This is a genomic window from Salinivibrio sp. IB868 (genome assembly GCF_001995655.1).
Taxonomy (GTDB): Bacteria; Pseudomonadota; Gammaproteobacteria; order Enterobacterales; family Vibrionaceae; genus Salinivibrio; species Salinivibrio siamensis.
Genome location: NZ_MUEW01000005.1, coordinates 216,846 through 236,042, shown reverse-complemented (window position 1 = coordinate 236,042; position 19,197 = coordinate 216,846). Strand labels below are relative to the sequence as shown.

At 51.0% G+C, this 19,197-nt stretch carries 19 protein-coding genes and 2 tRNA genes; 10 read left to right on the top strand and 11 right to left on the bottom strand.

The genetic code is table 11. The annotated features are described in order from the left end of the window. Positions 1-118: 118 nt before the first annotated feature. Positions 119-195, top strand: a tRNA-Asp gene (locus tag BZG20_RS07850). Positions 196-203: 8 nt separating this feature from the next. Continuing rightward, a tRNA-Trp gene (locus tag BZG20_RS07845) sits at positions 204-280 on the top strand. Between the two features lie 55 nt (positions 281-335). Here BZG20_RS07845 and BZG20_RS07840 read toward each other — a convergent pair. Continuing rightward, complete coding sequence (locus BZG20_RS07840) at positions 336-734, bottom strand: gamma-glutamylcyclotransferase family protein (RefSeq protein ID WP_077578633.1); 399 nt, start codon at positions 732-734, stop codon at positions 336-338. A 184-nt stretch (positions 735-918) separates the two neighbouring features. On the opposite strand from BZG20_RS07840, the gene BZG20_RS07835 reads away from it, so the two are divergent. Then, positions 919-1,761, top strand: coding sequence for an endonuclease/exonuclease/phosphatase family protein (locus BZG20_RS07835; protein ID WP_046073781.1), 843 nt, complete (start codon positions 919-921; stop codon positions 1,759-1,761). Positions 1,762-1,794: 33 nt separating this feature from the next. Here the strand turns inward: BZG20_RS07835 and BZG20_RS07830 are convergent, their stop codons facing one another. The 3 genes from BZG20_RS07830 to gloB form a co-directional block, all read right to left on the bottom strand. Further along, positions 1,795-2,484: a YIP1 family protein gene (locus tag BZG20_RS07830; RefSeq protein ID WP_338012964.1), complete on the bottom strand. Its 690-nt coding sequence runs from the start codon at positions 2,482-2,484 to the stop codon at positions 1,795-1,797. Further along, positions 2,481-4,058, bottom strand: coding sequence for a LysM peptidoglycan-binding domain-containing protein (locus BZG20_RS07825; RefSeq protein WP_077578631.1), 1,578 nt, complete (start codon positions 4,056-4,058; stop codon positions 2,481-2,483). The genes BZG20_RS07830 and BZG20_RS07825 overlap by 4 nt, the downstream gene beginning before the upstream one ends. A 70-nt stretch (positions 4,059-4,128) precedes the next feature. After that, positions 4,129-4,887, bottom strand: a complete 759-nt coding sequence (gloB, locus tag BZG20_RS07820; RefSeq protein ID WP_046073779.1) for a hydroxyacylglutathione hydrolase — start codon at positions 4,885-4,887, stop codon at positions 4,129-4,131. Positions 4,888-4,920: 33 nt separating this feature from the next. Here gloB and BZG20_RS07815 point away from each other — a divergent pair, with 33 nt between their 5' ends. Beyond that, entirely contained in the window at positions 4,921-5,646 is a 726-nt protein-coding gene (locus BZG20_RS07815) for a methyltransferase domain-containing protein (RefSeq protein WP_046073778.1), read from the top strand. Positions 5,647-5,654: 8 nt separating this feature from the next. Here the strand turns inward: BZG20_RS07815 and rnhA are convergent, their stop codons facing one another. Beyond that, on the bottom strand, positions 5,655-6,122 hold the full coding sequence (rnhA, locus tag BZG20_RS07810; RefSeq protein WP_077578630.1) for a ribonuclease HI: 468 nt from the start codon (positions 6,120-6,122) through the stop codon (positions 5,655-5,657). Between the two features lie 51 nt (positions 6,123-6,173). Here rnhA and dnaQ point away from each other — a divergent pair, with 51 nt between their 5' ends. After that, positions 6,174-6,896, top strand: coding sequence for a DNA polymerase III subunit epsilon (gene dnaQ / locus BZG20_RS07805; protein ID WP_046073776.1), 723 nt, complete (start codon positions 6,174-6,176; stop codon positions 6,894-6,896). A gap of 8 nt (positions 6,897-6,904) precedes the next feature. After that, a complete protein-coding gene (locus tag BZG20_RS07800; RefSeq protein ID WP_077578629.1) occupies positions 6,905-8,209 on the top strand; it encodes a TIGR03503 family protein in 1,305 nt (434 codons plus the stop codon). 95 nt (positions 8,210-8,304) lie between these two features. Here BZG20_RS07800 and fadE read toward each other — a convergent pair whose 3' ends face one another. Further along, positions 8,305-10,749, bottom strand: a complete 2,445-nt coding sequence (gene fadE, locus BZG20_RS07795; RefSeq protein ID WP_077578628.1) for an acyl-CoA dehydrogenase FadE — start codon at positions 10,747-10,749, stop codon at positions 8,305-8,307. Positions 10,750-11,059: 310 nt separating this feature from the next. Between fadE and lpcA the strand changes: the two genes are divergently transcribed. Both lpcA and BZG20_RS07785 read left to right on the top strand, forming a co-directional pair. Next, complete coding sequence (gene lpcA, locus BZG20_RS07790) at positions 11,060-11,638, top strand: D-sedoheptulose 7-phosphate isomerase (protein ID WP_046073773.1); 579 nt, start codon at positions 11,060-11,062, stop codon at positions 11,636-11,638. Positions 11,639-11,660: 22 nt separating this feature from the next. Continuing rightward, on the top strand, positions 11,661-12,449 hold the full coding sequence (locus BZG20_RS07785; RefSeq protein WP_046073772.1) for a class II glutamine amidotransferase: 789 nt from the start codon (positions 11,661-11,663) through the stop codon (positions 12,447-12,449). A 54-nt stretch (positions 12,450-12,503) separates the two neighbouring features. Here BZG20_RS07785 and purN read toward each other — a convergent pair whose 3' ends face one another. Both purN and purM read right to left on the bottom strand, forming a co-directional pair. Continuing rightward, a complete protein-coding gene (purN, locus tag BZG20_RS07780; protein WP_077578627.1) occupies positions 12,504-13,139 on the bottom strand; it encodes a phosphoribosylglycinamide formyltransferase in 636 nt (211 codons plus the stop codon). Then, positions 13,136-14,179 (bottom strand): phosphoribosylformylglycinamidine cyclo-ligase, encoded by a 1,044-nt coding sequence (purM, locus tag BZG20_RS07775; protein WP_077578626.1) that lies wholly within the window; start codon positions 14,177-14,179, stop codon positions 13,136-13,138. Before purM ends, purN begins: the two co-directional genes overlap by 4 nt. Before the next feature lie 184 nt (positions 14,180-14,363). Between purM and upp the strand changes: the two genes are divergently transcribed. After that, positions 14,364-14,990: a uracil phosphoribosyltransferase gene (gene upp / locus BZG20_RS07770; protein ID WP_046073769.1), complete on the top strand. Its 627-nt coding sequence runs from the start codon at positions 14,364-14,366 to the stop codon at positions 14,988-14,990. Between the two features lie 140 nt (positions 14,991-15,130). Here the strand turns inward: upp and dxs are convergent, their stop codons facing one another. Genes dxs through xseB form a run of 3 tightly spaced genes read right to left on the bottom strand, consistent with a single transcriptional unit; the run spans position 15,131 to position 18,170 of the window. Next, positions 15,131-17,005, bottom strand: coding sequence for a 1-deoxy-D-xylulose-5-phosphate synthase (gene dxs, locus BZG20_RS07765; RefSeq protein ID WP_046073768.1), 1,875 nt, complete (start codon positions 17,003-17,005; stop codon positions 15,131-15,133). Between the two features lie 27 nt (positions 17,006-17,032). Then, positions 17,033-17,932, bottom strand: a complete 900-nt coding sequence (ispA, locus tag BZG20_RS07760; RefSeq protein WP_046073767.1) for a (2E,6E)-farnesyl diphosphate synthase — start codon at positions 17,930-17,932, stop codon at positions 17,033-17,035. Continuing rightward, a complete protein-coding gene (gene xseB / locus BZG20_RS07755) occupies positions 17,925-18,170 on the bottom strand; it encodes an exodeoxyribonuclease VII small subunit (protein ID WP_046073766.1) in 246 nt (81 codons plus the stop codon). Before xseB ends, ispA begins: the two co-directional genes overlap by 8 nt. A gap of 223 nt (positions 18,171-18,393) precedes the next feature. Here xseB and pomA point away from each other — a divergent pair, with 223 nt between their 5' ends. Continuing rightward, a complete protein-coding gene (gene pomA, locus BZG20_RS07750) occupies positions 18,394-19,155 on the top strand; it encodes a flagellar motor protein PomA (RefSeq protein WP_046073765.1) in 762 nt (253 codons plus the stop codon). Positions 19,156-19,197 lie beyond the last annotated feature (42 nt).

Below are 19,197 nucleotides of genomic sequence, written 5' to 3'. Positions count from 1 at the left end.
GTAGGACATCGCCAGGCTTGCTTTCTTGTTTTCAGATTTTTGGAAAAATCTGAAGGCAAAAACGGATTTAAGCATCAAAGCAGATTGACGTAAGACTTTGATGAGACAGGATTGGTGCGGAGTGGTAGTTCAGTTGGTTAGAATACCGGCCTGTCACGCCGGGGGTCGCGGGTTCGAGTCCCGTCCACTCCGCCACTAGTTATAGGGGTATAGCTCCAATTGGCAGAGCAGCGGATTCCAAATCCGCGTGTTGGGGGTTCGAATCCCTCTACCCCTGCCACTCGAAAAGCACTGACATCCGTCAGTGCTTTTTTTGATCTATTCAAACAAGTCTTCTAATAGTTTTTGGCCACAAATTGGCTTGGACCTGTTGCATCGGGCTGGTGACTGAAACAAAGCTCATAAGCAAATGCCGTGGTATGCATTGGCTCTGTTCGGCTCTCACTGTGATATTCGACTTCCACAATCACTCTCTGATACCCCGACCCCTCAAATGCATCAAGTTTAGGTAGAAAATGGGATAAGTCCTCTGCTTTTAAAAGCCAACCCTCAACGCGATCATTGACAGAATCGCTGAGCTCAATGCCGGGATAACCTGAGGCCGATCCCCAACCACGGTCGGTGCGTATTGCTTGTATACTCGCAGGGAACCACTGACCATGGACTTCCGCGAGCACATGGTGATTTGTGCCTTCTGGACACAGGGTTCCGTATACGAAGAGGTTGTTAAGCATAGGCGTCGCTCCATGAATGCACTTTGTTATTATTTCTTTTCTATCCTATCTCTGAGTTGAAGCAAGCAGCAAGTAATAAGTCAGTGCAACCACTTGTATTTCAGCCTTCATGATCGCAAAATCGGCGCCCATTCTAGTAACAACCTATACTCACACTGGCAAGCGTTATGGTGGTGATCAAGCAATGAAAAAACGTATTGGCAAGGTAGTGGCATGGGGCAGTGCTATTTTTGTCCCTGCTGCGGTGATTGGTGTCAATGGCTACTTCACCGTGCCTGACAGCACCCAGCTCCATACAGTGTCTGGTATACATCGCCAGTGCGTTGATTACACACATTCTTCGCCGCTTGACGAACAAGGCCGTTTTTCTTTGTTGGTGTGGAATATCTATAAACAGCAGCGCCCTCAGTGGGACACGGCGTTAAACCAGTATCATCAACCTCACCGTTTGATGTTGTTGCAAGAGGCAAGCTTTGGTCCACAATTGGCGCGTTGGATCACGCAAGCATCATTGCACTATGACCAAGCTTATGCGTTTGCGATGCAAGATGCTGTTGCAGGGGTGATGAACCTTTCCAAAGTGAACCCTTTGCACAGTTGTGCGTATACTGCGGTCGAGCCTTACCTGCGCCTTCCTAAAAGTGCTTTGTATAGTGAGTACCAGCTCTCCAATGGACAGCGCCTTGCGGTGGTGAATATTCATAGCATTAACTTTACTTATGCAATGGCCGCTTATAAGAAACAGTTGGCGGCATTGGAGCAAGCTTTGGCGCGTGTCGAAGGGCCTATTATTTTAGCCGGTGATTTTAATACTTGGTCTCAACGGCGGTTAGACGCGGTGAGAGCGATGGTTACGCGCTTATCATTACAAGAAATGAGTTATCACCCCGATGAGCGAATGACTAAATTTGGGTTGCCGTTGGATCATGTTTTCTACCGTGGGTTATCGGTAGAAAAGGCGAGTGCGATAGATAATGGTGCCTCCGATCATGCAGCGATAGAGGCACAACTGAAAGTGACAGGATAGAGGCAACGAGGGGAGCCCCCTCGCTGAACTTTCCTAACTTAGTGCTATGACGATGGCCCAACTGGCAAAAACGGCAACCCAAGGCAGGGTAGCGACGACAATCGCTTTGCCATGATTGAGTGGTGTCCAAGTGCCGATAACCGTAATGCTTAATACCCAGTACCACGGGAGCAGTAGTGGTAAGCTTGCTGCCCATGCACTCCATGAGGAGGCGAGCGGCAATTTTAGCAAGCCATTAAGACTATTTAAGTCCGCATGAGCCGGCAAAATAAAACCGGATGATAAAGTCATATTGGTATAGCTTGCTAAATCGCCTACGACGGCGGGCAAAAAAATAAAGCAAGAGGCCGCGAGCCAGTGACGATAGCCAAAGTTAGGGGCTTCTTGTTTGGTGGCTAACCGAAACCACAATGCCAAGGCAAAAATGACCGCCGCTCGGCCAAACCAATCTCCGAGCACTTCAGAGGCAAGAAGTGTTTCACGTTGTAACCACTTTTCAGCGTCTGCAGGTGGCATCGATAATTGTTGCGCGAGTGCTTGCTGAAGCGCGGCAAGGTTGGTGTGATCAAAATAAGCACTCCAAAATGCAATAGCGCTTAGGCACATGAGCAAATAAGCCAACCAACCCCATACCGGGCGCTGGCTTAATGCAGCAAAGCACGCACTGGGACGAAGGACGATGTCTCTTAAGGCGAACAATGGATTGGCTGAAGCTTGCATCATGAGCCGCTACTCCGAGAAATGTCGATATGCAGTGTTAGCTTTTGACCTGGTTGGATATACGCGTTTTGGCGTAACTGGTTCCATTTAACCAGCTCGGCGACTGATACATTGTAGCGTTGTGCAATACTGCTCAACGAATCACCTTGTCGAATTCGGTAGGTAATCGTGCGGATGCGACGTGCATCCCCCTCTTTATCCCAAACGACCAACTTCTGGCCAATGCTGAGGGTGTCGCGAGGACTCATGCCGTTCCACTTAGCGAGCTGACGATAATCAACGTCATAACGACGGGCGATTGTCCAAAAGCTGTCGCCTTGGCGGACTGTGTGGGTGCGCTTGTGGCCGTCTCGCTCCGCCGCTTGCAATGCTGCGAGGCGCTGTGGTGCGCTTAGCGTATATTGTGATTCATCTTTCAGCGAAACAGGGATCATCAGGCGCTGACCCACGCGAATACGTGAGGAGTGGAGTTGGTTAGCACGTTTTAATACTTTGACGGTGGTGTTGTACTCAGCCGCGATTTCACTCAGGCTATCACCTGACTTCACCGCATAACGTTCCACACGAAGCCCTTGGTTGTCATTTTTAGCCAACTCAGTATTAAAGCGTTCCACATTTTCGTTGGGCAACAATAAGTGGGTGGGGCCTGATGGTGACGTTGCCCAATGGTTATACGCAGGGTTAAGGCTTTGCAGCTCAGAAACACTTAAACCGGCATAGTTAGCCGCGAGAGCGAGATCCATTTGCATCTTAGGATCGACCAAGGTCAGTGCTGGCTGGTTAGGGATCGCAGGGACCTCTAAGCCATATTGATCTTGATGGCGTAGTACATCGCCAAGTGCAATCAGCTTAGGCACATAACTGCTGGTTTCTTTGGGGAGATCCAAATGCCAAAAATCGGTGGGTTGGCCGCGTTGCTTGTTGCGACGAATAGCACGAGCCACGCGTCCCTCGCCGGAGTTATATGCAGCGATAGCGTGTAACCAATTACCATCAAACATGCCATGCAAGTACTCGAGGTAATCGAGCGCTGCATCGGTTGATTGCACCACATCACGTCGGCCGTCGTACCACCAATTTTGTTCCAGGCCAAAACGGCGGCCGGTTGCTGGGACAAATTGCCAAAGGCCAGCAGCCCGGCCATGCGAGTAAGCAAATTGATCAAACGAGCTTTCTACGACTGGAAGCAATGCCAGCTCGAGTGGCATGTTGCGTGCTTCGACTTTCTCTACGATCAGGTGCAAAAATGGCGTGGCGCGCTCAGCTACCGTGGCAAGGTGATTAGGGTACTTTAAGTACCAATTACGATAACGGCGCACCGAGGCGTTATCAGGTACTGGAAGCGAAAGCTGCATACTGATGCGTTGCCACACATCACTCTGTTTTTGCGGGGAAAGTACCGTAGGCGTCGCGGGGGTGGCTTTCTTGGGCGTCTCTGTGGCTTTATCAGGCGAGCGCGTTGTTTTTTTTGCGACAACGGGCGGTGCCTCGGAGGCGATATCCGTATTTTGAGCGTCGCCGATAGACTGACAGCCGCTCAGCAACAGCGTGCTCAATATAATAAAACGGTACTTCATTGCATAAAACCTTCGTCCAAAATAGCCGATGATGATAGGGGCTGGCCTCATTGATGACAAGAGACTCAGCTCAAAATTCGTCCTTCCACTGACGCAGCGCACGGAAAACGGCAAGCTCATCGTCGGCAGTGGTGCGACCTACGACCGCTTGAATGACCGTCGGCTCTTGAGTGCGCAAAAATGGATTAATGCGCTTTTCTCGCTCTATGGTACTGGGGAGCGTTTGCTTTCCTTGGGCGCGTAAGCGGTTCACTTCTTCCCGGTATAGATGTAATGCATCGTTTTCAGGCTCCACAGTCAGCGCAAACGCGACATTGGCGGCGGTATACTCATGGGCACAATACACTTGGGTTTCGATGGGGAGCGATGCCAGTTTTTTCAATGAGTTGAGTGATTGTTCAGCGGTGCCACCGAGTAAACGGCCACAACCGGCTGAAAACAATGCATCGCCACAGAACAGCTTACCATCGCCGACAAATGCAATGTGATCGTCGGTGTGGCCTTCGACACCGACGACCAAAAAGCGATGGTCAAAGACATCAATTTGGTCACCGTCACCAACCGCCATTGAACGTTGAGGTATCGGGTGAACATCTGGGCCGATCACTTTGGCGCTTGGCGCATAGCGTACAAGATCGTCAATGCCATTGGTGTGATCCCAATGGTGGTGTGTGATAAGAATGCACGATAAAGTCAATGAATTCGCTTTGAGGTAGTCAATAACCTGACTTGCCTCACCCGGATCGACCACGGCGCAGCGATTATCTTCACTAATAATGAGCCATATGTAATTATCGTTAAATGCAGGTATGCTTTTTACATGAAGCATTGGGTTCTCCAGCGATAGAATGAGCCTTAATCAATGAAACCAGCGCGCATAGAACATCAGTTTGACTATCCCTATACGTGGGACCAAGTTGCTTACGGTGATTGGGCGCGCACCCAATTGCAAACTCGGCTGGATGAATGGTTGCCGACCTTATTTGGCTACCATTTGCTGAAATTGGGCGGCTTAAGCTGCGAGCTAGTCAGTGAACAGTGTAACATTCAACACCAAGTCTGTGTCGACCAACATAACCCAATGCGCAATGTGACCGCGACACATTATGCCTTGCCATTTATCGAGAAATCTTTTGATGCGTGTGTATTAGCGCACCAACTTGATTATAGCGATGATCCGCACCGTTTATTAAGAGAGGTTGATCGTGTGATGATTGATGACGGTTGCTTGATCATATCGGGTGTTAACCCCGCAAGCTTTTTGGGCGTAAAAAAAGTGCTACGTGGCAGGCATCAACGGCTTCCGTGGGGGGGACGGATGTTTTCACCTCTTCGCGTTAAAGATTGGTTGAGTGTCATGAACTATGAGGTGGTTGAGGCGCACCAGATGGGACTGTGGCCGACTCATCGACCCAGTGCCCGCCATGCTTGGGTAGAGAGTAGCGCCAGTATGGTGACACCTGCGCTTGGGTCCATTTATTTGATCATTGCGCGTAAGCGTAGCTACCCACTAAAACCCATTAAGCCTCGTTGGAAACTCAAGCAAGCGGTCTCACCGCTGGGCGGCGTTGTTCCCAACGGCGGCTAGAAATAGGATTAGTCTGCAGGCTGATAGCCTTCATCGATCTCGGTAGGGTGGTTGGCAGCGTCGCGCGCGAGCTCGTCACAACGCTCATTTTCCGGGTGTCCAGCGTGGCCTTTCACCCAGTTCCAGGTGATTTGGTGCTTAGATGCCGCTTGATCAAGCTGTTGCCATAAATCGGCATTTTTCACCGGTTTCTTATCCGCCGTCTTCCATTGGCGTTTTTTCCAATTATGGATCCATTGGGTGATCCCTTGTCGAACGTACTGGCTGTCTGTAGTGAGAACCACGTTACAGCTTGTATTAAGCGCATTTAAGCCGACAATTGCCGCCATTAGTTCCATGCGATTGTTGGTGGTGAGGGTGAAACCGGCACTCAAGGTTTTTTCATGTTGTTTGTAGCGCATCACCACACCATACCCGCCCGGCCCCGGGTTGCCGAGACAAGAACCGTCTGTGAAAATTTCTACCTGCTTGGTCATCTTTGATACTATTGGCTATTCATCTGAGCCAAGTTTGACACAGTTATTGCCATGAAAGCGAATTACGATCGCCTCGTTGTGCTTGATACCGAAACCACCGGTATGAACCGCGAAGGGGGGCCACATTACCAAGGCCACAATATTATTGAAATCGGTGCGGTTGAGATTATCAACCGTAAGCTGACGGGGCGGCACTTTCATGCCTACATTCAGCCTACACGCGCGATCGATCCTGAGGCGATTTCGGTACACGGTATCACCGATGCCTTTTTGGCCGACAAGCCGCGATACGCGCAAATCCATCAAGCCTTTGTTGATTTTATTCAAGGGGCGGAGCTGATCGCCCATAACGCGCCCTTTGATGTGGGGTTTATGGATTATGAATTCAAAAACCTAGGTGTCTCGCTGCAAACCACTGAGCTTTGCACCATCACAGACACCTTAGCGATGGCGAAGAAAATCTTCCCTGGAAAGCGTAACAACCTTGATGTGTTGTGCGATCGCTACGGTATTGATAACTCTCGGCGAACGCTTCACGGCGCTTTGTTGGATGCGGAGATCCTTGCTGACGTATACCTATTAATGACCGGGGGACAAACTAACTTGTCATTTAATGCGGGTACTGAGACGGATAATGCGAGTCCAATGGCACCAAGAACCGTTAAGCGTCAGAAATCGCTAAAGGTTATTCCCGCATCGGCCGATGAAATGAGTGCGCACGAAGCGCGTTTAGACTTTATTGAGCAAAACGGTAGCTGTCTTTGGCGGCAGTAGGAGAAGGCATGAAGAAGCGATGGTGGGCGGTGTGTGTTTGTTTTCCCTTGTTGGCACACGCTAACGAGCAAGAAATTCGTCTGCTGGAAAATCGCTTCCGTGTTGATCCAACCATTGAACGTGCGGCCTTCGTGATTTATCGAGAAAAGCCAAGCATGCCAGTGGTATTGGTACGCCCGGACGGCACCAAATATTATGCATGGCGCCACCCAGACAAAGTATCCTGGCATCAAGAATCAGACATGGACATCGTGTCGATTACCGACCCCATGCCAGGACCATGGCAAGCGATTGGCCGAGTGAGCCCTGACAACAAAGTCCGTGTTTTAAGTGACTTGCGTATGCAGGTTGAAGACTTACCCAGTCGTCTTTATCAAGGCGAGGCGGTGAAGTTTACCGCACAGCTCATGCTGGGCGATAAGCCCCTTAACTTGCGTGACTTCATTGAGCGTGTCGATTTGACCGTACACTTTACTGAGTTCATCGAAGATCCGGAGTCGCTTAATCCCGATCAGCGGCCACAGCCCAAAGCATTAGGGCAATTTAGTGACGACGGCTCGGGGCTTGATGAAGCACCCAATGACGGCGTTTTCACCGTGTCTTTGCCGATTAACGTCATGCCAGGAAAATACCGCGCACGCGTGACCTCGGGTAACGGTATTTTTTTCCGTACTTTAGAGCAACAAGTCTTAGTTTACCCGACACCGTTAATGGCCACGTTTAAACAAAGCCAAGGAGAGGGCGAACCGCATCAATTGGTTGTTGAGTCGGAGAAGGCCAGTATTGAGCCAGGTAGCGTGTCTGTTCACGCCAAATTCACCGATACCGAAGGAAAAACGACGGTCTACCAAACAACCGCTGAGGAAGAGCAGCAAACGATTACGCTCGATATTCCTTATGCCAGTACACCTGGACAATACAAATGGCGGACAACCTTGTATGCGACGGATCAGTTATCGGGACGACCCTTGGTTTTTCCTCTTCCAGAACAAACCTTTGCGGTCACCGATTACGCGGCGCTGGAAGAAGCCGAAGCAGAGCGTGAAGCGCGTGAACAAGCCATGATGGAAGCAGCGGAGGCGCGCCGCCAACAACGAGAGCGAGAAGAAGCACGAACCACTTCCCTGTTGATCATTGGATTAGGTAACTTATTGGTGATGCTGATAGGTGCCGCCACTTGGTTTGTCTTGCGAAAACGCAAAGCACGCAAATTGGCTGAAGCGGCGCAAGAGCTGGAAGCCCCTCCACTGGACAGCGACGGAGACGACCAAGCCAGTGAGCTTGACATGGATAGGCCGGATAAAAACGACTAGCACTGTGGTGCGAGTAAGCCCATCTATACGGGCAATAAAAAAAGAGAGGGAAGCCCTCTCTTTTTACGTCACGCCATTGATGCAGGAAAAAGCGGTTAAGCCGCGTTATGCATCTTGCTCTCCTTGACCGACGCGGCGGGCAGCTCTGACGGGTCAAAGTCATCTACATTGATCGTTTCAAGACGGCCTTGCTCGGCTTCTCGCAATAGTGCAGCTTCTTGCTCGGTAATCACGCCGGCGCTCAAGCCTTTATCCGCGACTTGGTCGAGGAACATAAACGGTAGCTTCTCACCGATGCCATCACACACTTTTTTATGAATAGGCTCGGCATTCAAAATGTCATGCAGTGCCTTTTCAATATTACCAATCGCATTACCTGGCTCGAAGTACTGACCTCGGCCGAGGCGATCACGCGTTGCACTGGGTGATTGTAAAATGACAGCTAGTTTGCCATCGAGGCGATCGCCAGGCTGACGGCGTCCTTTACCCAGCGGGAATACCAGTACGCGCACCAAGCCAGCAACCACTCGATTCGGGAAGTTAGCGATAAAGCCATCCAGTGCTTGTTCAGCTTGGTACATGGCGTCTTGCATGCCCCAATGCACCAGAGGGAGATCCTCTTTCTGATAGCCTTCATCGGCATAGCGTTTCATGGTGGCTGACGCAAGATAAAGCTGGCTCAGCACATCGCCAAGGCGCGCTGACAAGCGCTCTTTACGCTTGAGGTTGCCGCCTAATACTGCCATAGATACATCGGCGAGTAGCGCGAGCGCGGCACTGTAGCGATTCATCTGCTGGTAATAACGACGTGTCGCGTCTTTGCGGGGAGCTTTAGACAAACGACCATCGGTAAGACCAAGCCAGAAAGCACGTGCAACATTGCTAAACACAAAGCCAACATGACCAAATAAGGCCTTATCAAACGCTGCGAGGGCGGCTTGCTGATCGCTATTTTCGCTGGCACGAATCTCATCCAACACGAATGGATGGCAACGAATCGCACCTTGACCGAAGATGATCATTGAACGCGTCAGGATGTTAGCGCCTTCCACCGTGATGGCGATCGGCGAACCTTGATAGTTGCGTCCCAGGAAGTTTTTTGGTCCCAGGCAGATGCCTTTACCGCCTACCACATCCATCGCATCAATCACACCTTGTTGACTGCGGTGGGTACAGTGATATTTAACGATGGCAGAAATGACCGAGGGCTTCTCGCCGATATCGATACCCGTCACCGTCAGCGCGCTGGCGGCATCCATCACGTAGGCGTTGCCAGCAATACGCGCGAGAGGCTCTTCAATCCCTTCCATTTTACCAATGGGGAGTTTGAACTGACGGCGAATGCGTGCGTAAGCCCCTGTTGCTAGGGCGGCTGACTTTAGTCCCCCCGTGGTATTGGAGGGTAGGGTAATACCGCGACCGATGGACAAGCACTCCATCAGCATACGCCAGCCTTGGCCTGCCATTTTCTGGCCACCAATAATAAAGTCCATCGGTACGAAGACGTCGTTGCCTTGAGTTGGACCGTTTTGGAAAGGCACGTTAAGCGGGAAATGGCGACGGCCAATTTCAACCCCTTCGAGGTCCGTTGGGATCAACGCACAGGTAATGCCAAGTTCATCCTGATCGCCTAATAGGTGTTCAGGATCGCGTAGCTTAAACGCCAGACCCAACACAGTGGCAACCGGGGCGAGGGTAATATAACGTTTGTTCCAGGTGATTTTCATCCCCAGCACTTCTTCACCTTGCCACATACCTTTGGTGACCACACCATAATCAGGAATCGAGCCTGCATCAGAGCCCGCCTCTGGGCTGGTCAACGCAAAACAAGGGATTTCTTTACCTTGGGCCAAACGAGGGAGGTAATGGTCTTTTTGCTCTGTGGTGCCGTAATGCTGGAGCAATTCACCTGGGCCTAGTGAGTTAGGGACCCCCACGGTGGATGACAGCACACCAGAGACGCCTGACAATTTTTGCAGCACCAAGGATTGTGCGTAGGCAGAAAATTCCAAGCCACCATATTGCTTTTTGATGATCATGGCGAAGAATTTGTTGTCTTTCAAATATTGCCAAACATCCTCGGGCAGGTCAGCGAGTTCATGCGTGACTTGGTAGTCATCGACCATGCGGCAGACTTCGTTGACCGGTCCATCTAAAAATGCCTGCTCTTCCGCACTCAGCGTCGGGGCGGGAATGTCATGCAGTTTGTTCCAATCCGGCGCGCCGCGGAATAGGTCGGCTTCCCACCAGACTGTTCCCGCATCAATCGCTTCTTTTTCCGTCGCTGACATTTCTGGCATCACGGATTTAAATGCTTTGAAAGCGGGCTTGCTGAGCCAGTTGCGACGAAACGTCACGATATTGAGGGGCAACGCGATCACGGCAAAGATCAACCAAGTGATCTCCCCGACGCTGCCCATGATTGTCCCTACAACTAGTCCGGCTGCGAGCACGGCAGTCGATACCAGCAGCTTAGCACGATGGTATGCGAGTACACCGGCCAGTATTAGCATGGCGGCGATATATAACCCTGTTGCCATCACGTCATCTCCTTAGGTTTTGGTTTGCCCTTACTGTCGTGGTAAGAGGTCGTACCACTCAATGTAAGCAAATAATTAACGAATTGTAAAATGATACGGTGTGACCTAGCTTGCAAGGTGAGAAAATCACCACTTGAGGATGAGGACAACTGGCAAGATAGGTTGCCATTCAAGCAAACGTGACCTGGCTCGCTTGTCGGAAGGGCGCGGCAGTCGACAGCCGTAAAACGATGCGGGTACACTGGCAGTCATGTGACGTTATGCCTGTCAGGCAAGAACGTCAGATATTTGTTAACAGTGGGAAGGTGCCATGTACCAAGATATTATTCGCGGTGAGCTGACAGAAGCTGCCGATGTGTTAACAGCGTTTTTAAGTGATGACAATAACATTCAGCAAATCGAGAAAGCCGCGAAACTGTTGGCCGATAGTTTTAAGGCCAGTGGCAAGGTGCTCTCTTGTGGCAATGGCGGCTCGCATTGTGATGCCATGCATTTTGCTGAAGAATTAACCGGTCGCTACCGAGAAAACCGTCCTGGTTATCCCGCGATTGCCATTTCAGATCCAAGCCATATTTCGTGCGTGTCGAATGACTTTGGCTACGAGTATGTTTTCTCGCGTTATCTTGAGGCGGTGGGCATGAAAGGCGACGTGTTGTTTGGGCTATCTACATCGGGCAATTCGGGGAATATCCTCAATGCCATTGATGTCGCCAAACAAAAAGGCATGAAGACCATTATGCTTACAGGAAAAGACGGCGGCAAAATGGCAGGTCTCGCTGATATTGAAATCCGTGTGCCTCACTTTGGTTATGCGGATCGTATTCAGGAAGTCCATATCAAAATTATCCATATTCTTATCCAGCTAGTGGAAAAGGAAATGGCAGCGTAACCCCTCGGAGGTAGATGAAAGAATGTGCGAGCTGCTTGGCATGAGTGCCAACGTCCCAACCGATATTTGTTTTAGCTTTACTGGCTTGATTCAGCGCGGCGGTAAAACGGGCCCGCATCGCGATGGCTGGGGGATCACCTTTTATGAAGGCAAAGGGTTTCGCACCTTTAAAGATCCGGCACCCAGTAGCCAATCCAAGGTCGCAGAGCTGGTCACCAGTTATCCGATAAAAAGCTGTGCGGTGGTTAGCCATATTCGCCAAGCAAATCGAGGTGGGATCAGCTTAGAAAACACACATCCTTTCACTCGTGAGATCTGGGGGCGTTATTGGACGTTTGCTCACAATGGGCAGTTATCTGGGTTTGAGAGCCTGGATACTGGCCACTTTAAGCCTGTCGGGGAAACGGACAGTGAGAAAGCGTTTTGTTGGTTATTGAATGAGTTGTTTAAGCACTATCCGCAACAGCCAGACAATATGTGTGAGGTGTTTGACTTTATCGCTTCACGCTGTGATCGCCTGCGCGCGTTGGGTGTCTACAACATGCTGTTTAGCGATGGCGACTATGTCATGGCGTATTGTACCAATAACCTCCATTGGATCACGCGTCGCGCTCCGTTTGGAAAAGCTAGCCTGATCGACCAAGAGATGACGGTCGATTTTCATGAGCAAACCACGCCTAACGATGTGGTGACCGTGATTGCCACGCAACCCCTTACCAACAACGAGCGCTGGCATAAAATGGCTGAAGGGGAATATTGTGTGTTTCACTTTGGCGAGGTGTATTGCGCCAATCACACATCGGTATCTTAGCGAATAAAAAAGGCGCGAATGCGCCTTATTTTATGTTGTCAGTGTCTATACGAGCTACGCGTCTGCGGCATAGCCGGCGTGGCCGAGTGCCTGACCATCAAGCCAAGCGTGATCTTCCATCATCTTCAGGCGGCCATCGACAAACCACTTGACCACCAGTGGGTAGATCCTGTGCTCTTGTTGTTGGACGCGCGCGGCGACAGACTCTGCGTCGTCGTCCTCAAAAATAGGTACACGAGCTTGGAGTATCACGGGGCCACCGTCGAGCTCTTCAGTGACAAAATGCACCGATGTACCATGCTCGGTATCGCCAGCATCAATCGCACGCTGGTGGGTATGCAGTCCTGTGTACTTGGGGAGCAGGGAGGGGTGAATGTTGAGCATTCGCCCCGCATAGTGGGCAACGAAACCTGGGGTTAAAATACGCATAAAACCCGCCAGTACGACGAGGTCGGGCTGATAGGCATCTAGCGCTCGAATAAGCGCCGCATCATACTCTTCCCGGCTAGCATAATCGGTGTTGGCAACCACTTGATCCGGTATCCCCGCGTGCTTGGCACGCGTGAGCCCATAGGCGTCAGCTTTATTGGCAATCACGGCGACAATGTTCGCGTGCTGCGCGTGAATGTTATCAATCAATGCTTGCAAATTGGAACCGCTGCCGGAAATCAAGACGACAATGCGCTTCATGCTTTCAGCTCCACCTGTGCGTCGTCGCCCGTCGCGTGAGCAATATGGCCCAGTTGCCAGGCGGTTTCGCCCGCTTGATTTAACAGGGTAATCGCTTTGTCAGCTTCAGCCTGAGGGAGTGCAATCACAAGTCCCACACCACAGTTAAAGGTGCGTAGCATTTCATAGTCACTGACGTTGCCTTTTTCTTGCAACCAGTTAAACACAGCCGGCCATTGCCAACTGGTGTTGTCGATCACCGCCTTGGCTCCATCGGGCAATACGCGGGGGATGTTCTCCCAAAAGCCGCCACCTGTGATATGAGAAATCGCGTGAACGGGGATTTGCTCAAGCAGGGCTAATACCGATTTGACGTAAATGCGGGTCGGGGCTAGCAAGTGATCGATGAGTGGTTGGCCTTCTAGGTCGTCACTCAGGTTTGCTTGACTGATTTCGAGGATCTTTCGGATCAGCGAGTAGCCGTTTGAATGCGGGCCACTAGACGCAAGGCCAATCAAGACGTCGCCATCGCTGACTTGGCTCCCATCAATGATGGCAGACTTCTCGGCAACACCGACACAAAAACCAGCCACATCGTAATCATCGCCGCTGTACATGCCAGGCATTTCCGCGGTCTCGCCGCCGATAAGGGCGCAACCTGCTTGCTGACAGCCTTGGGCGATACCCGTCACAACGTCCGCCGCGACGTCAACATCCAACTTGCCTGTTGCATAGTAGTCGAGGAAAAAGAGAGGCTCAGCACCTTGCACGATCAGATCGTTAACGCACATTGCAACCAGATCGATGCCGATAGTATCGTGTTTATTCGCATCCAGTGCTAAGCGCAGCTTGGTACCTACGCCGTCTGTACCAGAGACCAATACCGGTTCTTTGTATTTGGTTGGCAATGAACAAAGCGCGCCAAAGCCTCCTAGGCCTCCCATGACTTCGGGCCGGTGCGTTTGTTTTACTACCCCTTTAATGCGGTCGACTAGTGCGTTACCAGCGTCAATATCGACACCAGCGTCCTTATAGCTAAGAGATGATTGTTTACCGCTCACTGCAATTCCTCGCCGGAGTTGGAAGTCAAAAGTCGGCGCTATTCTATCAGTGGATTCAGAGAAAGGAAAACGTTTGCGTAGGCTGTTTGGCGAGAATCTGGGCGATATGTCAAGCCCTAAGCCTACGCTAGCAAAAACCTTTCATGTATACTACCGAGAATTTGTTTTTTGTAAGGAGTCTAAGATGAAGGTCGTGGAAGTAAGGCACCCGTTAGTCAAACATAAAATCGGCTTGATGCGCGAGCGAGATATTAGCACCAAACGGTTTCGCGAGCTTGCGACCGAAGTGGGCAGTCTGCTGACTTATGAAGCGACGTCTGACTTCGATACAGAAACAGTAACGATTGATGGCTGGGATGGCCCAGTTAATGTCGATCAAATCAAAGGCAAAAAAGTCACCGTGGTGCCTATTTTGCGTGCAGGCTTGGGCATGATGGATGGGGTGCTTGAGCATGTCCCAGGTGCGCGCATCAGTGTCGTCGGTGTGTATCGCGATGAAGAAACCCTAGAGCCTGTCCCTTACTTTCATAAACTAGCCAGTAATATCGACGAGCGCATGGCCTTGGTTGTGGATCCGATGTTGGCCACGGGGGGGTCGATGATTGCGACTATCGACTTGCTCAAAGAGCAGGGCTGTCAGCAGATCAAAGTCTTGGTATTGGTCTCTGCCCCAGAAGGGATTGAGGCATTGAAAAAAGCGCATCCTGATATTGAGCTTTATACGGCGGCTATCGATGAAAAGCTGGATGACAAAGGGTACATTGTACCTGGGCTTGGTGATGCCGGTGATAAGATTTTTGGTACCAAGTAAGCGTGCGTGAGCGGGCTAAGCCACTGCGTCAATGTCCGCTGAAGCATAAAAAACCCGCTCATTGGTAGCGGGTTTTTTCATACCAGAAGATAGCGCCTGACTCGTGTTGCAAAAACGACGCCTCTACGCAGTCAACGCCCCTATTCAGCCAACGTGGCCAAGTAACGCTGAATTTGAGCCTTAATGCCGGGGCCATCGAGCTCAAGCTCGGCGTGCACTTCTTGCTGGGTGCCTTGAGAGATAAAGCGATCGGGTAAACCGATTTGCCGTACAGGCTTGATAACCCCATGGCGCATCATCGCTTCAATCACCCCGGAGCCTGCACCACCTGCGATCGCATTTTCTTCCACGGTGACCAGGCAGTCATGCGTCTTGGCCATGTCGAGTAGCAGCGCTTCATCTAAAGGTTTAGCAAAGCGCATATCAACCAAGGTGGCATCCAGCTCGTCTGCTGCTTCCTGAGCATGCGGCAATAAGGTACCAAAGTTGAGGATGGCTAACCGTGTTCCCCGACGTTTGATCACGCCTTTGCCAATCGGCATCGCTTGCATCTTCTGTTCAATCTCTGCACCGATACCACTGCCGCGAGGATAGCGCACCGCCGCTGGCCCATTATGAATATGGCCGGTATACAGCATTTGGCGACACTCGTTTTCATCACTTGGCGTCATCACCACCAAGTTGGGGACACAGCGTAAATAGCTTAAATCAAAAGCGCCTTGGTGGGTTTGGCCATCTGCGCCAACAATCCCGCCACGGTCAATGGCAAACAGCACGGGTAAATTCATGATCGCGACATCGTGAATGACTTGATCATAGGCGCGCTGTAGGAAGGTCGAATAAATGGCCACCACAGGGTGGTAGGTACCGATTGCCATGCCTGCAGCCAGCGTCACTGAGTGCTGCTCAGCAATGGCGACATCAAAATATTTGTCTGGGTGCGTTTTAGAAAAGCGCACCATGCCGGAGCCTTCGCGCATGGCTGGCGTAATCGCGAGTAACTTGTCATCTTGCGCCGCCATATCACATAGCCAGTCGCCGAACACATTAGAAAACGTTGGGCTCGCTGGCTTGGATTTAGGCAGCGTGTGTACACTGGGATCAAACTTAGGCACGGCATGGTACCCAATCGGATCTTTTTCCGCCGGCTCGTACCCTTTGCCTTTTTTGGTCATGACGTGCAAAAACTGCGGCCCTTTTAAATGGCGCATGTTTTTGAGGGTTTTGACTAACTCTTCGACATCGTGGCCATCAATCGGGCCAATGTAGTTAAAGCCCAGCTCTTCAAACATGGTGCCTGGGACAACCATGCCTTTAAGGTGCTCTTCCGCGCGGCGCACTAACTCTTTAATTGGTGGCGCGCCCGACAATACTTTCTTACCGCCTTCACGAATACTGGTGTAGACATTGCCAGAGAGGAGTTGGGCAAAGTGATTATTCAGCGCGCCGACGTTTTCAGAAATGGACATCTCGTTGTCGTTGAGTACCACGAGCATATCGGGTTTGATATCGCCGGCATGGTTCATGGCTTCAAATGCCATCCCAGCGGTGATTGCGCCATCGCCTATCACACTGACTACACGTCGATTCTGCCCCTCTTTTTGCGCACTAATGGCCATACCGAGCGCGGCGCTGATGGACGTTGAGGAATGACCAACCGACAGCACATCGTAGGGGCTTTCTCCGCGCCACGGAAAGGGGTGCAAACCGTCTTTTTTCCGGATAGTTTGCATGCGCTCACGTCGTCCAGTCAGGATCTTGTGCGGATAGGCTTGGTGCCCTACGTCCCAAACGAGGTGATCGAAGGGCGTGTTATACACATAGTGCAGCGCCACAGTCAGCTCCACGGTACCTAGCCCAGAGGCAAAGTGGCCACTTGAGTGACTGACCGTGTTGAGTAAATAGGTACGTAACTCTTCACAAAGCTGCGGCAGGTGATCGCGTGGTAAGGTACGCAACTCTTCCGGCGTATCAGCAAGAGCGAGAGTGGGGTATTTTGATATATCCAGTGTCATAATGGTTCGGCGCTTTTATTAATCATGCTAGTTGTTGCGCTCGATGATATATCGGGCAAAAACTTCCAATTGTTCGGTATTGTAGGGGATTGCCTCCAAGGCGTGTAGTGCCTCTCGGTAAAGTTGTTCGGCTTTTTCTTGTGCACCGGCCAGCCCCAGCAATGCCGGGTAGGTACTTTTATCTGCGTTTACGTCTGACCCTTGTGGCTTACCCAGTGTTTGGGTATCGCTGGTAATGTCCAAAATGTCGTCTTGAACTTGAAACGCGAGACCGATGGCGTCAGCAAAGCGATCAAGCGCACTTAAATGGCGCACGCCGGACTCGCCAGCGGCATAAGCACCGAGCCTCACCGCCCCTTTGATCAATGCACCGGTTTTATTGTGGTGAATGCGTTTGAGTGCTTCAAGATCAACAGCACGTCCCTCCGCGGCTAAATCTAATGATTGTCCTAGGCACATACCCGCAGCACCGCTGGCCGTAGCCAAGGTTTTCACCATATGTATACGGTAAGGTTCGGCCGCTGGATTGAGTTCGCCTTCAGCCAGCACGGTAAAGGCCAGTGTTTGTAACGCGTCACCGGCCAAAATCGCGGTCGCTTCATCAAAGGCGACATGACAGGTTGGCTGCCCGCGTCGCAAACTGTCGTTATCCATGGCAGGCAAATCATCATGAATCAACGAGTAGGCGTGAATACACTCCACGGCGACAGCCGGTGTATCAATTTGCGCAAGTGGCACACCAAACAACTGCCCTGTGGCATAGGTTAGAAAGGGGCGAATGCGTTTACCACCCAAGAGCAAACCATGGCGCATTGCCTGGATAAGCGGTTGATCTTGAGAGGATAAGGTATCAAGCCACGCTTCGAGTTGTTGATTACTTCGGGTTTGCGTTTCGCGCAGCGCATCGTGTACAACAGTGTTAATCATCGTCTTGAGGAGAAAACTCAGTCAGTGGCCCATCATCTTCTTGCGAAAGCAAGATCTCGACGCGTTGCTCTGCGTCTGCAAGGGTTTTTTGTCCTTGACGCGTGAGTGCAATGCCGCGTTCAAAACGTTTCATCGCGGTATCGAGGGGGAGTTCGCCGGACTCTAGCGCACCGACAATGCTATCTAACTCTTTGAGCGTGTCCTCAAAGGTCATATTTTCTGGTTTCTTCACAGCCATGATGCCATAAAATTAGAAAAGAGAGGCTAGACGGTAACTCAGTGGTTAAGGGCGGTCAAACCACTCGGCGTGTTTTTGTGTGCTTGGCGCCACCGTAGTAAAAGGCATGTTATCCTTGTTGGTATCGGCGTATTTACGCTAAACCTATAGGGTTGGTTGCCGATATAATCAATACCCTAAAAAATGAAAAACAATGACTTGATGTAATTTAAGGGAGACTGACGTGGATATAGCGACGCTCATCGGCATTATCGGCTCGTTCGCATTCGTAATAATGGCGATGCTGTTGGGCGGCACCATGAACATGTATTTTGATGTGCCATCGGTGCTTATCGTCATTGGCGGGAGTTTATTTGTTGTTCTCACCAAATACACCGTAGGACAGTTTTTTGCCTGTTTTAAAATTGCAGGCAAGGCGTTCATGTTCAAATCTGATGACCCCGAGGATCTGATTGCCAAAATCATTGAGATGGCTGACGCCGCCCGTAAGGGTGGCTTCCTCGCGCTCGAAGAGATGGAGGTCAGTAACTCGTTTATGCAAAAAGGCGTGGACTTGCTCGTCGATGGTCATGATGCCGACGTGGTTCGCGCCACGCTGCACAAAGATATTAACCTTACCGAGGAGCGCCACGATCATGGCATCGGTTTTTACAGTGCCTTGGCTGATGTGGCGCCAGCGATGGGGATGATAGGGACCTTGATAGGGCTGGTGGCCATGCTATCGAACATGGATGATCCGAAGGCGATTGGCCCTGCAATGGCGGTTGCTTTGTTGACCACCATGTACGGTGCGATGTTGGCCAACATGGTGGCGACCCCCATCGCCAATAAACTTGCCTTGCGCAAGGAGCAAGAGAAACTGAATCGACGCTTGATTATGGACGGCTTACTTGCGATTCAAGATGGACAAAACCCGCGTGTCATTGATGGCTTTTTGAAAAACTATCTCAATGAGGGTAAGCGTGAGGTTGATGTCGATAATTAATCGGACTGAGGTTTTGGCTTCAGCGATCGCCAATTAAGGAGT

Excerpts from the sequence above, each read along its gene's own strand:
- lpcA (WP_046073773.1), top strand. The coding sequence starts at position 11,060 with ATGTACCAAGATATTATTCGCGGTGAGCTGACAGAAGCTGCCGATGTG.
- BZG20_RS07840 (WP_077578633.1), bottom strand. The coding sequence starts at position 734 with ATGCTTAACAACCTCTTCGTATACGGAACCCTGTGTCCAGAAGGCACA.
- BZG20_RS07815 (WP_046073778.1), top strand. The coding sequence starts at position 4,921 with ATGAAACCAGCGCGCATAGAACATCAGTTTGACTATCCCTATACGTGG.
- ispA (WP_046073767.1), bottom strand. The coding sequence starts at position 17,932 with ATGATTAACACTGTTGTACACGATGCGCTGCGCGAAACGCAAACCCGA.
- xseB (WP_046073766.1), bottom strand. The coding sequence starts at position 18,170 with ATGGCTGTGAAGAAACCAGAAAATATGACCTTTGAGGACACGCTCAAA.
- gloB (WP_046073779.1), bottom strand. The coding sequence starts at position 4,887 with ATGCTTCATGTAAAAAGCATACCTGCATTTAACGATAATTACATATGG.
- BZG20_RS07835 (WP_046073781.1), top strand. The coding sequence starts at position 919 with ATGAAAAAACGTATTGGCAAGGTAGTGGCATGGGGCAGTGCTATTTTT.
- upp (WP_046073769.1), top strand. The coding sequence starts at position 14,364 with ATGAAGGTCGTGGAAGTAAGGCACCCGTTAGTCAAACATAAAATCGGC.
- BZG20_RS07800 (WP_077578629.1), top strand. The coding sequence starts at position 6,905 with ATGAAGAAGCGATGGTGGGCGGTGTGTGTTTGTTTTCCCTTGTTGGCA.
- dxs (WP_046073768.1), bottom strand. The coding sequence starts at position 17,005 with ATGACACTGGATATATCAAAATACCCCACTCTCGCTCTTGCTGATACG.
- dnaQ (WP_046073776.1), top strand. The coding sequence starts at position 6,174 with ATGAAAGCGAATTACGATCGCCTCGTTGTGCTTGATACCGAAACCACC.
- BZG20_RS07825 (WP_077578631.1), bottom strand. The coding sequence starts at position 4,058 with ATGAAGTACCGTTTTATTATATTGAGCACGCTGTTGCTGAGCGGCTGT.
- fadE (WP_077578628.1), bottom strand. The coding sequence starts at position 10,749 with ATGGCAACAGGGTTATATATCGCCGCCATGCTAATACTGGCCGGTGTA.
- rnhA (WP_077578630.1), bottom strand. The coding sequence starts at position 6,122 with ATGACCAAGCAGGTAGAAATTTTCACAGACGGTTCTTGTCTCGGCAAC.
- purN (WP_077578627.1), bottom strand. The coding sequence starts at position 13,139 with ATGAAGCGCATTGTCGTCTTGATTTCCGGCAGCGGTTCCAATTTGCAA.
- BZG20_RS07785 (WP_046073772.1), top strand. The coding sequence starts at position 11,661 with ATGTGCGAGCTGCTTGGCATGAGTGCCAACGTCCCAACCGATATTTGT.
- BZG20_RS07830 (WP_338012964.1), bottom strand. The coding sequence starts at position 2,484 with ATGATGCAAGCTTCAGCCAATCCATTGTTCGCCTTAAGAGACATCGTC.